Raw genomic sequence first — 15,492 nt, forward strand, 5'->3', positions numbered from 1 at the left:
CGATGAGCCTGCTGCGACGCCTGACCCTGCTGGTCCTGCTGCTGTCCGGTGGGCTGACGACGCTGTTTGTCTGTGGCCTTCTTCTGCTGCTGGCGGCCAGCCTGTGGCAGATCGTGCCGGAACCCCTGCCGGACCGGTTTATCCTGACCGTGGACCTGCGCGACGGTGTGGCGGAACAGCCGGCCCTTGCCGGCCTGCCCGGCGGCGGCGAGATATCGTTGATCCACATGGTGCTGGCGCTGGAAGCGGCGGCCGACGATCCGCGGGTGACGGGCCTGTTCGCCATCGGCGGCGGGACGCAACTGGGCCCAGCCCAGGTGGACGAACTGCGCGAAGCGGTCCTGCGCTTTCGCCGCAGTGGCAAGCCCACCGCCCTGCACGCAGAGAGTTTCGAGACTAACGGCACCCGCGGCTATACCCTGGCCACCGCCTTTGACGAGATATGGATGCAGCCATCGGGCATGGTGGCCATCACCGGGTTCCGGCTGGAGCAGATCTTTGTTCAGGGGGCGCTGGCGTGGGCCGGCCTGAAGGGCGATTTCATCACGCCCAATTCCTATAAGGGCGGCGCGGAGAGTCTGACGCGGTCAGATTTCAGCATATTGGTGCGCATCAATCTGGAGCGGTTCGTGCAATCAGATCTGGCCCACGCGTCAGGCCAGATAGCCAGCGCGCGACGGATTGCCCCGTCGCGATTGGAATCCCTGATCGGCCGCGCGCCGGTGATCGCCAGCAACGCCAACGTCCACAACCTGGTGGACCGTCTCGGCTATCGCGATCAGGCCCTTGGCGCCCTGCACCGCCGAACCGACGGCCCGCAAACGGCGGCAGAGGTGGAGACGGGGGCGGCGTTCGGCACCGTGCCAACGGTGACCCTTGATGCCTATGCCTCACACCTTGAGGCGGATAGTGAGGCGGCGGACATCGCGCTGATCCGCGTCGTCGGACCCATCGTCGCCGGAAGCAGCGGCGACGGGCTGAACGGGACGTGGAGCGGCGCCGACACGATCATCAATGCGCTGGAGACCGCCGCCGCCAACGATGCCATGCGCGCCATCATTGTCCGCATCGACAGTCCCGGCGGTTCCTATTCGGCGTCCGACGCCATCTGGCACGCCATGCGCCAGGCCGCCCGGACCAAGCCGGTGGTCGTTTCCATGGCCGATACCGCCGCATCGGGCGGCTATTTCATCGCCCTCGGCGCCGACCACGTCATTGCCAATCCGGCGACGCTGACGGGCTCCATCGGCATCTTTGCCGGCAAGATTCATGACGATGGTCTGGGGCCGGCCCTGGGGCTCACTATCGACGGCGTGCAGGCCGGCACCAACGCCGACCTGTGGAGTCCGGCCCAGGCCTTCACGCTGGAGGGGCGGCAACGGATTTCGGAGTTTCTGTCACAAGCCTATGACGATTTCACGGACAAGCTGATTGCCGCCCGCCACATTGATCCCGAAGAGGTGCGGAGCATCGCCGACGGCCGCATCTGGACCGGACTGGACGCCCGCCGCCATGGCCTGGTGGACGCGCTGGGCGGCATACACGAAGCGATGACCGCCGCCCGACGGCTGGCAGGACTACCTGCGTCCGGCACCCTGCGTCTGGTCGATGTGCCGCCACCCGCGACGCCGCTGCAGGCGCTGCTGAGCCTGCTGGACAGGGGCAGCAGCCCGTTCGGCCTGCTGCGCGCCGCCGTGCTGCAAACGCTGGGCCTGCCGTCCCTGCCGGCGGCGACCCAGCCTGCCGGCGAGCGTCTGCTGGCGGCGCCGGCGTTTCGCCGCGTGGGCTGACTAAGCAGCGGATGCGGCCTTGCGGGCCGCCACCAGGAACTCACGATTGCCGTCGGCGCCAGTCACCGGGCTGGCCATGACGCCGATCACCGCCCAGCCCATGTCCTGCTCCAGCCAGGTACACAGGCGCGCTTTGACCTCTTCATGCAGCGCCGGGTCGCGGACGATTCCGCCCTTGCCCACACGGCCTGGGCCGACCTCGAACTGCGGCTTGATGAGGGCCACCAGCAGCGCCCCCGGGGCGGCCAGCGCCAGCGCCACCGGCAGCGCCACCTGCAATCCGATAAAGCTGAGGTCGGCGGTGATGACCTGCGGCGGAGAGCTCAGACTGTCGGCCGTCAGGTCGCGGACGTGGGTCCGGTCATGGACGATGACCCGGGCGTCCTGGCGCAGCCGCCAGTGGAGCTGGCCATAGCCCACGTCCACCGCATGCACGCAAGCCGCACCACGGGCCAGCAGAACATCGGTGAAGCCGCCGGTGGAGGCGCCAAGATCCAGGGCCACGCAGCCGTTCACATTGAGCGCAAAATGATCGAGCGCGGCAGCCAGCTTAAGGCCACCGCGCGACGCCCAGGGGTGGTCCGGCCGGGCCAGCCGGATGTCGGCATCCGGCGCCACCGGCGTACCGGGCTTATCAACCCGGCGCTCGCCCACATGCACCTTTCCGGCCATGATAAGCGACCGCGCGCGGCTTCGGCTTTCGGCCAGACCGCGCGCGACGACGCATTCGTCGAGCCTGATTTTCTGTGGGCGTGGCGCCGGACGGTCGGCCATCGCTGAACGACGTTGGCTCAGGCGGCGCGGTCAGGCACGGACCGGACCGTCCCGCGACGCCACATCGAAGCCCGTGTCATTGCGGCCAAGAGCGGCCAGCGCCGCGACGGTGATGTGGTGCGCCGTAAGGCCGGCCTGATCATATTGGACATCGGGCGAATCATGATCGATGAAGCGGTCCGGCAAGGTCAGCGGTCGCACCTTCAGGCCGCGGTCGAGCAGACCATCCTCCGCCAGGAACTGCAGCACATGGGCCTGAAAGCCGCCGACCGCGCCTTCCTCTATGGTGATCAGAACCTCGTGCTCCGTGGCCAGCCGCCGGATCAGATCATGGTCCAGCGGCTTGGCGAAGCGAGCGTCGGCGACGGTGGCGGAGAGACCGCGGGCGGCCAGCGCGTCCGCCGCCTTCAGGCATTCCTGCAGGCGGCCGCCAAGGCTGAGCAGGGCGACGGCCGAGCCTTCGCGCAGAACCCGGCCACGACCAATCTCCAGCGGCTCCGGATCGCTGTCCATGGCGACGCCGACGCCGTTGCCACGGGGGTAACGGAAGGCCGACGGGCGGTCATCAATCACCGCCGCCGTCGCCACCATCGCCGCCAGCTCCGCTTCATCAGATGGCGCCATGACCACAAACCCGGGCAGGCAGGTGAGATAGGCCAGGTCAAAGGCGCCCGCATGGGTGGCGCCATCGGCCCCGACCAGGCCGGCACGGTCTATGGCGAAACGCACCGGCAGGCTCTGGATCGCCACGTCGTGCACCACCTGATCATAGGCCCGCTGCAGGAAGGTGGAGTAGATGGCGGCGAAAGGCTTGAACCCCTCCGTCGCCATGCCGGCGGCAAAGGTGACGGCGTGCTGTTCAGCGATGCCCACATCGAAGCAGCGATCGGGAAAACGCCTGGCGAAGCGATCAAGCCCGGTGCCCGATGGCATGGCGGCCGTGATGGCGACGATATTGCTGTCACGCTCTGCCTGATGGATCAGGGCGTCGGCGAAAACGCTGGTGTAGCTGGGCGGGGTGGCGTCGCCGCCGGCCGGCCTGGCGGCATCCGGCTTGCCGGTGACCACATTGAAGCGGGACACACCGTGAAACTTGTCCGGTGACTCCTCGGCCGGGCCATAACCCTTGCCCTTCTGGGTCACCACATGGAGCAACACCGGGCCCGGTTCGCGATCATCACGGATGTTTTTCAGGACCGGCAGCAGGTGGTCCAGATTGTGGCCGTCGACCGGACCCACATAGTAGAAACCCAGCTCCTCAAACAGAGTGCCGCCGGTGACCAGACCGCGGGCGTATTCTTCCGCCCGCTGTGCCGCCGTGCGGGCGAAACGCGGAAAACGCCGGGTCATGTCCTTCGCCATGTGGCGCAGCGAACGATAGGGCCGCGATGAGATCAGGCGTGAGAGATAGGCGCTCATGGCGCCAACCGGCGGCGCTATGGACATGTCATTGTCGTTGAGAATGACGATCAGCCGGGAATCGCTGGAGCCGGCATTGTTCATGGCCTCATAGGCCATGCCCGCACTCATGGCGCCATCTCCGATGACGCACACCACGTTGCGGCGGTCACCCTTGAGATCGCGCGCCACCGCCATGCCGAGACCGGCCGAGATTGAGGTCGAGCTGTGCGCCGCACCGAACGGGTCGTAAGCGCTTTCGCTGCGCCGGGTGAAGCCGGACAACCCGCCACCTTTGCGCAAGGTGCGGATACGGTCACGCCGGCCTGTGAGAATCTTGTGGGGGTAGGCCTGGTGCCCCACATCCCAGATCAGCCGGTCGTCCGGCGTGTCGAAGACATGGTGCAGGGCAACCGTCAGTTCAACCACGCCGAGGCCAGCGCCAAGGTGACCGCCAGTGACCGACACCGCCTCCACCAGTTCCGTGCGCAGCTCCGCCGCAACCTGGCGCAACTCCTCCACATCCAGCCCGCGTAAATCACGCGGCTGATGGATACGGTCAAGGAGCGGCGTCTTGCTGTCAGTCATGAGCGATCAGGTGGAAGTGGCAAACAAGCTTGGCAAACGGACGCGCGTTATGCCGATCGGGTGGCCGGTCTTTAACTTTGCCGCAGCACCGCAAAGCGCGCGGCGGATCGCAGAAGGTCGGCCTTCTGGCCAAACAAATCAAGGCACTCGCCGGCGCGGGTCGCCGCCTGCCAGGCCTCTTCACGGGCCGCCGCCACACCCCGCTGCCCGGCCAGGGTGGCCTTGCCAAGAGCCCGGTCGCGACCCAGCGGCTTGCCGACCGCCAGCGGATCGCCTTCCACATCAAGCAGGTCATCCGCGATCTGGAAGGCCCAGCCCAGCCACCGACCATAGTCCATAAGCGCCTGGAGCTGGGCCGCCGGCGCCGCAGCCAGCATGGCGCCAACGGCGGCCGACCAGGCCAGAAGGGCGCCGGTCTTCATATCCTGCAACCGGCGGAGGTCCGTCGCGTCCGTCACCGTTTCAGCCGCACGCAGATCAAGCATCTGGCCGCCGGCCATGCCGGCAAGGCCGGATGCGGCGGTGAGCCGGGCGATCAGGTCCACCCGCACCGCCGGATCAGGGTGCGTCGCCGGGTCGGCAAGGACGGCAAACGCCTCCGTCAGCAGAGCATCGCCGGCCAGAATGGCGGTTGCCTCGTCGAAAGCGAGATGCAGGGCGGGCCGGCCACGCCGGGTACTGGCATCGTCCATGGCCGGCAGATCGTCATGCACCAGAGCATAGGCATGCAGCATCTCAACCGCCGCGGCGACGCGCAAAGAACGGTCGGCCGGCACCTGCAGCATAGTGCCGCCGGCGATAACCAGAAACGCCCGCAATCGCTTGCCGCCGGCCAGGGCGGCCTGGCGCATGGCCGCCGCCAGGCGCGCCTCGCCGCCGGCCGGCGCCGGCAGCAGGCGGTCCAGCGCCTCAGCAACCTGTGCGGCGGCGGCGGCCAGGGCCGCGGCAAAAACCTCATCCGCCGGCTGCCCGGCCGCGCTGCCCACAGCGCTGAGCGGACGATTGGCGGACGGTGGGGTCACCCGGGCTTTGAGGGGGATGCGGAATCCCCGTCGAACGGTTCCGTCTGGGGCGCCCCGTCGCTAGCAAGGGTGATCTTTTCCACCTTGCTGCGCGCCTCTTCCAGCCTGGCCTGGCAATGGCGCTTCAAAGCCGCGCCCCGTTCGTAGGCGCGGATGGAATCATCCAGCTTCGCTTCGCCGCGCTCCAGCCGGTCAACGATGGTCTCGAGCTCTTTCAGGGCGTCTTCGAAGGACATGGACTTGATGTCATCCGGCACCGGGCCGGCCTTGCCGGCGGATTTTGTGGCTTTCGCGTTCACTGCCGTCTCCTGTGTCGGTCGACCGTCAGGCCATGAGAGCCGCTACGTGTGCTGCCGCGCTGGCGGCCAGCGCCGGTAGATTGTAACCACCCTCCAGCGTTGAGACGATGCGGCCGCCGGCAGATTTCCCGGCCAGGCCAACCAGTTCGGCCGTGATCCATGTGAAGTCCGCCTCCGTCAGGTTGAATTCCGCCAGCGGATCGTCACGATGGCCATCAAACCCGGCGGAAATCAGCAGAAACTCCGGCGCGAAATCGGCCACCGCCGGCAGCAGCCTGTCCCTGACCGCCGTGCGCCAGGCAACGGAGCCGGTCCCGGCCGGCAGGGGCAGATTGACCACATTGCCATCGCCACGGTCGTCTGCGCGACCGGTACCGGGGTAGTGCGGCCACTGGTGAACGGAGGCAAAGAACCACTCCGGCCGGCCGCGCGCCATGGCCTGGGTTCCATTGCCGTGATGGACATCGAAATCAACGATGGCGACGCGCGTGAGGCGGTGCACCGCCACCAGGTGGGCGGCCGCCACGGCGATGCTGTTGAACAGGCAGAACCCCATGGCCTGGGCCGGCTCCGCATGGTGGCCGGGCGGCCGCACCGCGCAGAAAGCGCGGGCCGCCTCTCCCGCCATCACCGCATCCACCGCGGCGACGGCGGCACCGGCCCCGTGCCGGGCGGCCAGCGGCGAGTCCGGACCGGTGATCGTGTCCGCATCGAACGCCCGCAAGCCGCTTGCCGGCCCACCGTCCAGCACATCCGCCACATGGCGCGGATCATGCACCCGCTCCAGCGCCTCGCGGCTGGCCGCCGGCGCCACCCGGCGGTCGAGCGCGGCGAAATCCGGCTGATCAAGGCGGGTAAGGACCGCCTCCAGCCGCTCACGGCACTCCGGATGGCCGGGGCCGGGATCGTGCGCCAGGCAGGCCGGATGGGTAAAAAGCATGACGGTCATCGCGGCATGATGGGGCCGGCCCGGGCGCGCCTCAAGCGCGGACGCCAGCAGACCGATGCCGGCAGACCGATGGAAGGGCGCGCCGGGCCGGCGGCAGTCAGGAGCGACGCCTGGCCACACTCTGTGACAATCGGCCCGGCTGTCAGTGGAGGCCGGGCGGAACGCAGGGCAATTGGCCCGCCATGACCGGCGGTACAGGAATTGGTCCATGGAGTCTGGACCAATCATCCGCCGCCTCGCCTTTCCAAGAGCACCGTCGGTGGGCATGATCTGCCAAGTTCATGTGGCCGGGAAACGCAGGAGCCTGACGCGGTGACCGAGCTCTTGTTTCGCGGTCTCATCGCGGCGGGCCTTGTGGTGCTGATCCTGACTGGACTGGGTCTGGCCGGCTGCGAGATCACCATTCCCGTATTCACGGGCAAGACCTACTGAACCGATCCGGCCCGCAGAGGCCGGCGGCAGACCACAATCGACAACTGGCCAGGCCGTTTGCGCCCACGCGGCCGACGAGGGAGAGCATGAGATGATCCTTTTCGACACGCTGCGTTCCGGCAACGCCTGGAAAGTGCGCCTGTTGTTGCGCAACATGGGGCAGGACTTCGAACGCAAGACCCTGGACCTGGCCAAGGGCGACACCAAGACGCCTGAATATCTGGCCATGAGCCCGCGCGGCCAGGTGCCGGTAATGCAGTTCGATGACGGCACCTATCTGGCCCAGTCGCCAGCCATCCTGGCCCGCATCGCCGAGGGCACGACATATTTTCCGGCCGACCCGGTGACCCGCAACAAGATTCTGGAGTGGATGTTCTTTGAACAGTGCGACCTGCTGAAGCCGCTGGCCATTCCCCGCTTCATCGTCGCTCTGGCTGGCCAGGGCGAAGAAAAGGCCGATGTGGTGAAACAATTCCAGGACCAGGGCTATCCCATGCTGGCCATAATGGAAAAGCGTCTGGCGAAAAGCGATTTCCTGGTGAATGGCTATTCGATCGCCGACATCAATCTCTACCCCTATACCAGCATGGCGCATCTGGGGAATTACGACATGGACCGCTTTCCGGCCATTCAAGCCTGGATCAAGCGGGTCGAATCACAGCCGGGCTGGGTGCCGTTGATCGAAGAGTAGATCACGCGCAGACACCCCCGGACGCCCAAAACAGGAGAACATGACCATGGCTGCCACGCGTACGCTTCGCCGCCCCAACGTCAATATCAAGGCCACCACCGGCACCCAGTTGCGCTGCAAGAGCTGGCGGGCGGAGTCCATCCTCCGCATGCTGGAGAACAATCTGGAGAATGGCGAGAATCCGGACGAGCTGGTGATCTATGCCGGCCGGGCCAAGGCAGCGCGGGACTGGGAAAGCTATGACCAGATCGTCGCCGCGCTGAAAATACTGGAAGAAGACCAGACCCTGGTCATGCAGTCGGGCAAGCCGCTTGGCGTCTTCCGCACCCAGAAGTCCATGCCCATGGTGATCATGGCGTCGGGCGGTGTGGTCGGCGCCACCAACCGCGACCCCATTCACCAGGAACTGGAAGAAAAAGGCCTGACCATCATGCCCGGCATGACGGCGGCCGCATGGCAGTACATCGGCAGCCAGGGCATCCTGCAGGGCACCTACGAGACCTTCATGGCGGCGGCGCGGGAGAACTTCGGCGGGACGCTGGAAGGCCGCATGGTGCTGACCGCCGGCTGCGGCGGCATGGGCGGCGCCCAGCCGCTGGCCGGCAAGCTGGCCGGTGCGGCGACTCTGGTTCTGGACGTGGATGAAGACCGCATTCAGCGGCGCATCGACTCCGGCTATTGCGACGTCATGACCCACGACCTGGACGAAGCCCTGAAGTGGATCGACGAAGCCAAGAAGGCGCGCAAGGGCAAGTCGGTGGGCCTGGTGGCCAATGTGGGTGATATCTATCCGATCCTGCTGGACCGCAACATCATTCCTGAGATCGTCACCGACCAGACCACCGTACGACCGGGCCGCGGCTACGTCCCGCAGGGCATGACCTCGGACGAGGCCTACGCCATGTTCGACACGGACCGGGAACAGGTGGTGCGGCGGGGCCACGCCACCATCAAGATCCATGCCCAGTGCATGATGGAGTTCGAGAAGCGGGGATCAATCGTCTTTGAGTATGGCAACGGTCTGCGCCTGGAGGCGGAAGCCGCCGGCTATCCCGAGGCCCGCAAGATGCGCGGCTTCATCGAGCGCTATGTGCGGACGCTGTTCGAAGAGGGCAAGGGCCCGTCGCGCTGGCTCGCCATCTCCGGCGACCCGCACGACATCGAAGTGGTTGACGACATCATCGAGGCCAACTGGTCGGACAACAGCTCCATCGTCCAGTGGATCCGCCAGGCCCGCGAGCACGTGCACTTCACCGGCCTGCCGGCGCGTATCGGCTGGCTCGGCTATGGCGAGCGCGCCAAACTGGCCAAGCTGGTGAATCAGGCGGTGAAAGAGGGCAAGACCAAGGGCCCCATCGCCTTCACCCGCGACCATCTGGACTCCGGCTCCACCGCCATCCCCTTCCGCGAGAACGAGAAGATGATGGATGGCTCCGACCGTATCGCCGACTGGCCGATCCTGAACGGACTCATCAACGCCTGTTCCGGCGCCGACGTGATTGCCATTCACGGTATCGGCTCGGCCGGTCAGACCACGGTGGCCGACGGCAGCGATGATGCCGGCGAGCGGCTGGAGCGGGTGATGACCACCGACACCGGCATCGGCGTCCTGCGCCATGCGGAAGCCGGCTATGAGACCTCCAAGAAACTGGCCAATGAGTCTGGCCTGGCGGCGTCTGTCGCCGGCCGCAAATACTAACATCAGAGCCTTTGACAAGACTCCCGGGGAAACTGGGAACCACAACAGACAGGAGGGCGGACCATGGCGGTCGGCACGCTGAAACGTAAGAACGTCAGTATCAAAGCCACCACCGGCACTCAGTTGCGCTGCAAGAACTGGCGGGCGGAGTCCATTCTCCGCATGCTGGAGAACAATCTGGAGAATGGCGAGAATCCGGACGAGCTGGTGATCTATGCCGGCCGGGCCAAGGCGGCGCGGGACTGGGAAAGCTATGATCAGATCGTCGCTACCCTGAAGTCGCTGGACGAAGACCAGACCCTCATCATGCAGTCGGGCAAGCCGATCGGTGTCTTCCGCACCCAGAAGACTGCGCCCATGGTGGTCATGGGCAATGGCAACGTCGTTGGTATGGACTTCGGCGATCCGATCCGTCAGGAGCTGGAGGATAAGGGCCTGACCATCATGCCCGGCATGACGGCGGCCGCATGGCAGTACATCGGCAGCCAGGGCATTCTGCAGGGCACCTACGAGACCTTCATGGCGGCGGCGCGGGAGAACTTCGGCGGGACGCTGGAAGGCCGCATGGTGCTGACCGCCGGCTGCGGCGGCATGGGCGGCGCCCAGCCGCTGGCCGGCAAGCTGGCCGGTGCGGCAACTCTGGTGCTGGACGTGGACGAGAAGCGCATTCAGCGGCGCATCGACTCCGGCTATTGCGACGTCATGACTCATGATCTGGACGAAGCGCTCAAACTGATCGACGAAGCCAAGAAGGCGCGCAAGGGCAAGTCGGTGGGCCTGGTGGCCAATGTGGGTGACATCTACCCGATCCTGCTGGAGCGCAACATCACACCGGACATCGTCACCGACCAGACCACAGTGTGGGCCGGTCGCGGTTATGTCCCCCAGGGCATGACCTCGGACGAGGCCGTGGAAATGTTCCGCACCAACCGCGAGGAAGTCATCAAACGCGGCCATGCGACCATCAAGATCCATGCCCAGTGCATGATGGAGTTCGAGAAGCGGGGATCAATCGTCTTCGAATATGGCAACGGCCTGCGCCTGGAGGCGGAAAAGGCGGGTTATCCCGAAGCCCGCCAGATGCGCGGCTTCATCGAGCGCTATGTGCGGACCTTGTTCGAGGAGGGCAAAGGTCCGTCGCGCTGGCTGGCCATCTCCGGCGACCCGCACGACATCGAGGTAATTGACGACATCATCGAGGCCAACTGGTCGGACAACAGTTCCATCGTCCAGTGGATCCGCCAGGCCCGCGAGCATGTGCACTTCACCGGTCTGCCAGCGCGTATCGGCTGGCTTGGCTATGGTGACCGGGCCAAGCTGGCCAAGCTGGTGAATCAGGCGGTGAAAGAGGGCAAGACCAAGGGTCCCATCGCCTTCACCCGCGACCACCTGGACTCCGGCTCCACCGCCATCCCCTTCCGCGAGAACGAGAAGATGAAGGACGGCTCCGACCGCATCGGTGACTGGCCGATCATCAACGCCCTGCTGAACACCTGCTCCGGCGCCGACGTGATTGCCGTCCACTCCGGCATGAGCGCCGGCCAAACCACCGTGGCCGATGGCAGCGACTCGGCCAGCGAAAGGCTGGAAGCGGTGATGAACGCGGACACCGGCATCGGCGTCCTGCGCCATGCGGAAGCCGGCTATGAGACGTCGATGGATCTGGCCAATTCGACCGGCCTGGCAGCGACCATCCCGGACCGCAAATACTAGAGTCAGACGGGCTTAGCGAAGACGGGCGCCGGAACACCACCGGCGCCCTTTTTCGTTGCTATTTAATAGGCGACCGGTCTACTTTTTCCTGATGGCAGGACAAGATACCCGTATGCGACTGATCGAAGCCGGCGCCCAGTTGATCTGGGCCCAGGGCTTCCACGCTACCGGACTGGCTGAAATCCTCGCGGCAGCCGAAGTTCCCAAGGGCAGTTTCTACCATTTCTTCGCGGACAAGGCCGCCTTTGGCCTGGCGGTTATTGACTGGTTTGCCGCAGAGCGCCTGACTGATCTGCAGGACGCCCTGGCCCGTGACGATCTGAAACCGCTTGACCGCCTGCGGGCCTATTACCAGGACAGCCACCGCACTCAGATGGCGCTCGGCCCGGAGAATGGCAGCCCCCTTGGGAATCTGGCCCTGGAGCTGGGGCGGCCCGGCAATCCCTTCGCCGCCGCCATCACCATCGCCTTGCAGCGCGAGCAGACTCTTGTCATGCACTGCCTGGCAGAGGCAAAGGACAGCGGCCAGTTGCCGGCCGGGGTCGAACCGGAAGGAACCGCCCGCTATCTTCAGGCGGCCTGGGAGGGCGCGGTGCTGCAGATGAAAGTGACCGGCGGCGCAGAACCCCTGGATGCTTTTCTGGCACTAAGCTTCGGCCGCCTGTTACAGTCTTGAAGCATAACTAGACGACTGGTCTATTTTCAATGGAGAGTTCTATGAGCCGCATCGCCCTTGTTGTCACCGTGGATGTCGCAGACGGTCAGCGTGACGCGCTGCTGGACATCCTGCGCCATCATGCGGCACGCAGCCTGTCGCTGGAGACCGGCTGCCTGCAGTTCGACATTCTGCTGCCGGAGGACAAGCCCGGCCGTATCATGATCTTCGAGTTGTACCGCAACCCCGCCGCCCTGGAGGCACACCGCGCCTCCGAACACCTGAAGCGCTGGCGGACGGAATCAGCCAGCATTCCGCACACCATCGACGTGGTGGTCTGCCAGGCGTGACTTCCGGGCACAGTGGCGGCGACGGCGGCGCGCCAGATGGCGGCGGATGCGACCGGTGCGACGGTCGGCGCGGAGACCAGGGCGGCGGTTCGGACCATAGTCCCCGACCAACGCGGAACTGGGCGGCATACTATGCCGGGCGCGGCCTGCGCCCGCCCCATGACACAGTGTGCTTTGTCCTAGACCAGGCAGCCGCCCCGCAGGGCAAGCGAACGGCCGCACAGGACGCGCCGCTGGCGATGGACCTCGGCTGTGGGGCCGGGCGCGACAGCCTGGCCCTGCTGGCCGCCGGCTGGCGTGTCATCGCCATTGACCGCCAGCGCGAGGCCATGGCTGAGCTGGAGCGCCGCGTACCGCCGGCGCTTCGCCACCGCCTGGAGCCGCGAACGGGCGACATTCGGACCGAACCATGGGGCAGCGCTGATCTGGTGGTGGCCAGCTTTGTCCTGCACACCCTGGCGCCGCCCGACTTTCGGGCTCTGTGGGCGACCATTCCGGCAAGCCTGCGTCCGCGCGGCCGTTTTGCCGGACATTTCATCGGTAAGCACGACACCTGGGCGGGACGTGATGACATGTCCACCTTCAGCCGGGACGATCTGCACCACCTGCTGAACGGGCTCGAGGTCGAGTTTTGGGCCGAACGGGAGAATGACGGCGAGACGGCAACCGGCCGCGCCAAGCACTGGCATGTCCACCACATCGTTGCCCGGCGCACCGCCTGACCGCGACGGCGCATCGGCGAGCCGTCAGCCCCAGCGCACGGCCTCGGTCGCCATCCAGGCCGCCTCGCCTTGTGTTGTCTGGCGGTCCAGCGCCTTGTTGCGCCAGGGAAATCGACCGAACAAAGCGATGGCCTCATGATGGTGGCGGGCGCTGGCCTGAGCGAATCGATGCTCCGGTTCCTCGCCGAGACCAGCAAACAGACGAATCGATATCTCCTGATCGGCCAGGTCTTCGCTGTGCTCAAAGGGCAGATAGAAGAACCAGCGATGAACCGGCAGCACATGGCGGTCGAAGCCATGCATGATCGCATGTCGCGCCACCTGGCGCGCCTTTGCGTCGGCCGCATGAGCCGCCGACGTGCCGCGGTAGAGGTGACGGGAGACCTGATCCAGCAGAACAATCAAGGCCAGGCATAAGGCGGGCTTTGCCGCCCACTCGTCCAACCGGCCAGCCACCGCCGCGCCGTGCAGATCGCTGAATGCCGCACGGATGGCATCATCCTGCTGGCGCCCGTGCTCGAACCACACAACGCGCCGGGCGCCATAGCCGGTTTCACCGGGCCTGAGAAACCAGAACGTCAGCACGTCCCGTGCCGCCGCCGGTACGTCCCCGTCCTGCAACGCGTCCGCCACCGCATCGCCAAAGACCGAGGCGGCGGGGCGCGGCACCGGCGGCAGAACGATGGGCCCCTGATCGGGCTCGTCACCGGGCGATTCGCCCCAGCGAATCCGTGTGGCGATCTGATAGGCCCGCTCTTCCGCTGTTGATTCGCGGCCCAGTGCGTCATTGCGCAACGGATAGCGACCGAAGCGGAAGACGGTCTCCTGGTGGGCGATGGCGCCGGCAATGGCGGAGAGGCTTTCGGAATCCTCCCCCAGCTCGCGGTACAGACCGACCGAACGATCCTGATCGGCCAGGTCCTCGCTGTGCTCGAACGGCAGATAGAAAAACCAGCGCTGGACCGGCAGCACATGACGATCCCAACCGCGCAGCACCGCATGGCGGGCCAGCGCCCGGGCGTCGGCGTCACGGGCGAAGGCGCGCCCCTCGCCGCGGAACATGTTCCGTGAGAACTGATCGTAAAGAATGATGTTGGCGAGACAAGTGGCCGGATGGTCCCGCCAATGGGCCAGCGCACCGGCCTCGGCCTCAGCAAAGGTTGCAGAAAAACGCTGCCGGATAGTGGAGTCTATGGCATCACCGCCGGCAAACCACAGACGGCGGGAGACGCCCCACAGGGAGGAGTCCGGCCGACCGAACCAGAAGGTCAGGATGTCGGCGGCCGTATGGGGCAGGTCATCCAGGTCATGGGACAGCCGGTCTGTCACCCACGCACCCATCATGACGCGGATGAACCCGATGCGTTGCGTCGCGCCGCCTGTTCGGCCCGCCACCGGGCGCGCTGCTCCTCCAGCTCCTTCAGATACTGTGCCTCTTCAGCGGTTGTCTGGCGGCCGAGCGCGGCATTGCGGTAAGGAAAGCGGCCGAAGCGCGCGATCTCGTCATGGTGGCGCTGAGCCTGGCGCATGGTCATGTCACCGTCACCGTCAGGCGAGCCGTCCACCAGCGATCCGAACAGCTCCAGGGCACGCTTCTGAATGGCGATGTCTTCGCCATGCATGAAAGGCATGTAGAGGAAGAGCCGCTCATAATAGGACAACGCCGTATCGCCGCCGCTGGCGATTGCCGCGCCGGCCAGTTGGCGCGCCCGTGCATCCGTTTGGAAGGCACGGCCGTCATCGCGGAACATGTTGCGCGAGAACTGATCGAACAGAATGACCAGGGCGAGCGTCCCGCGCGGCGACCCGGTCAGCTCATCCAGTTGCCCGGCGGCGGCGGCTTCATAGGCCGGTCCGAAGCGGCGGCGGATTTCCTCGTCCACCGCCGGACCGCCGGCGAACCAGTGGTCGCGGCGGCGGCCATGTTCGCCATGGCCGGCCGGCGCGAACCAATAGTCCAGAACGTCCCGCGCCACCGCCGCAGGATCGAGCGGCGCAGCGGTCTCAGCGCTCATGCGGCGACCAGCGCGCGCAGGCCTTCGAGCCTGAGTGGCAACGGCACACCGAGCCACAGACAATTGACCGCATGGTCGGCGTAAGCGTCGTCTGTATTGGGGTGAACCAGGATGTCCAGGTCGCGGCGGTTCAGCATCAGCCAGGGCACCAGCCGGTCAAACTGATCATTGGCGAAGGCCACCTGATACATGGACTGAGGGTGCGGCCCGACGGGCGCCTCGCGCCAGCGGCCCATGACCACCCGGAACCTCTGCTCGATTTCCTGGCGCAGCCACTCCGCCACCGGCCGGCTGGCTCCGTCGTAGTAGATGTGCGCGTGAAAACCGTCGATATCGGACTCGTCGCGTGGCTGATCCATGCCGCCTCTCCGCTGTATTCCACTGTGTTCGGCCCC

General features: G+C 66.2%; 15 protein-coding genes. 7 read left to right on the forward strand and 8 right to left on the reverse strand.

Features of this window, described 5'->3' with window-relative positions:
* Window positions 1-2: 2 nt before the first annotated feature.
* Window positions 3-1,790, forward strand: coding sequence for a signal peptide peptidase SppA (sppA, locus tag RIE31_06130; GenBank protein ID MEQ8640163.1), 1,788 nt, complete (start codon window positions 3-5; stop codon window positions 1,788-1,790).
* Here the strand turns inward: sppA and RIE31_06135 are convergent, their stop codons facing one another.
* The 5 genes from RIE31_06135 to RIE31_06155 all read right to left on the reverse strand — a co-directional run bounded on the left by RIE31_06135 (window position 1,791) and on the right by RIE31_06155 (window position 6,820).
* On the reverse strand, window positions 1,791-2,564 hold the full coding sequence (locus RIE31_06135; GenBank protein ID MEQ8640164.1) for a TlyA family RNA methyltransferase: 774 nt from the start codon (window positions 2,562-2,564) through the stop codon (window positions 1,791-1,793).
* A gap of 30 nt (window positions 2,565-2,594) precedes the next feature.
* The gene (dxs, locus tag RIE31_06140; protein MEQ8640165.1) at window positions 2,595-4,550 is read right to left on the reverse strand and encodes a 1-deoxy-D-xylulose-5-phosphate synthase; all 1,956 of its coding nucleotides are present in this window, start codon (window positions 4,548-4,550) and stop codon (window positions 2,595-2,597) included.
* A gap of 71 nt (window positions 4,551-4,621) precedes the next feature.
* Window positions 4,622-5,572, reverse strand: a complete 951-nt coding sequence (locus RIE31_06145; GenBank protein ID MEQ8640166.1) for a polyprenyl synthetase family protein — start codon at window positions 5,570-5,572, stop codon at window positions 4,622-4,624.
* Window positions 5,569-5,871 carry an exodeoxyribonuclease VII small subunit gene (locus RIE31_06150; GenBank protein MEQ8640167.1) on the reverse strand — a complete coding sequence of 101 codons (303 nt, stop codon included), beginning with the start codon at window positions 5,869-5,871 and terminating at the stop codon, window positions 5,569-5,571. The genes RIE31_06145 and RIE31_06150 overlap by 4 nt, the downstream gene beginning before the upstream one ends.
* 25 nt (window positions 5,872-5,896) lie before the next feature.
* The gene (locus RIE31_06155) at window positions 5,897-6,820 is read right to left on the reverse strand and encodes a histone deacetylase family protein (protein MEQ8640168.1); all 924 of its coding nucleotides are present in this window, start codon (window positions 6,818-6,820) and stop codon (window positions 5,897-5,899) included.
* 523 nt (window positions 6,821-7,343) lie between these two features.
* Between RIE31_06155 and RIE31_06160 the strand changes: the two genes are divergently transcribed.
* From RIE31_06160 to RIE31_06185, 6 genes are all read left to right on the forward strand, one after another.
* Window positions 7,344-7,943, forward strand: a complete 600-nt coding sequence (locus RIE31_06160) for a glutathione S-transferase family protein (protein ID MEQ8640169.1) — start codon at window positions 7,344-7,346, stop codon at window positions 7,941-7,943.
* Window positions 7,944-7,989: 46 nt separating this feature from the next.
* Window positions 7,990-9,642, forward strand: a complete 1,653-nt coding sequence (locus RIE31_06165) for a urocanate hydratase (GenBank protein ID MEQ8640170.1) — start codon at window positions 7,990-7,992, stop codon at window positions 9,640-9,642.
* A 63-nt stretch (window positions 9,643-9,705) separates the two neighbouring features.
* A complete protein-coding gene (locus RIE31_06170; protein ID MEQ8640171.1) occupies window positions 9,706-11,355 on the forward strand; it encodes a urocanate hydratase in 1,650 nt (549 codons plus the stop codon).
* A 112-nt stretch (window positions 11,356-11,467) separates the two neighbouring features.
* The gene (locus RIE31_06175; GenBank protein ID MEQ8640172.1) at window positions 11,468-12,031 is read left to right on the forward strand and encodes a TetR family transcriptional regulator C-terminal domain-containing protein; all 564 of its coding nucleotides are present in this window, start codon (window positions 11,468-11,470) and stop codon (window positions 12,029-12,031) included.
* A gap of 41 nt (window positions 12,032-12,072) precedes the next feature.
* On the forward strand, window positions 12,073-12,360 hold the full coding sequence (locus tag RIE31_06180) for a putative quinol monooxygenase (GenBank protein MEQ8640173.1): 288 nt from the start codon (window positions 12,073-12,075) through the stop codon (window positions 12,358-12,360).
* A gap of 239 nt (window positions 12,361-12,599) precedes the next feature.
* Complete coding sequence (locus RIE31_06185) at window positions 12,600-13,082, forward strand: class I SAM-dependent methyltransferase (protein ID MEQ8640174.1); 483 nt, start codon at window positions 12,600-12,602, stop codon at window positions 13,080-13,082.
* Window positions 13,083-13,106: 24 nt separating this feature from the next.
* Here the strand turns inward: RIE31_06185 and RIE31_06190 are convergent, their stop codons facing one another.
* From RIE31_06190 to RIE31_06200, 3 genes are read right to left on the reverse strand one after another with little or no spacing between them, the layout of a single operon-like run.
* Entirely contained in the window at window positions 13,107-14,477 is a 1,371-nt protein-coding gene (locus tag RIE31_06190) for a DUF924 family protein (GenBank protein ID MEQ8640175.1), read from the reverse strand.
* The gene (locus RIE31_06195; GenBank protein ID MEQ8640176.1) at window positions 14,423-15,097 is read right to left on the reverse strand and encodes a DUF924 family protein; all 675 of its coding nucleotides are present in this window, start codon (window positions 15,095-15,097) and stop codon (window positions 14,423-14,425) included. The genes RIE31_06190 and RIE31_06195 overlap by 55 nt, the downstream gene beginning before the upstream one ends.
* A complete protein-coding gene (locus tag RIE31_06200) occupies window positions 15,094-15,456 on the reverse strand; it encodes a DOPA 4,5-dioxygenase family protein (protein ID MEQ8640177.1) in 363 nt (120 codons plus the stop codon). The genes RIE31_06195 and RIE31_06200 overlap by 4 nt, the downstream gene beginning before the upstream one ends.
* Window positions 15,457-15,492: the final 36 nt, after the last annotated feature.

The sequence above is a fragment of the Alphaproteobacteria bacterium genome, from assembly GCA_040218575.1.
GTDB lineage: Bacteria > Pseudomonadota > Alphaproteobacteria > JAVJRE01 > JAVJRE01 > JAVJRE01.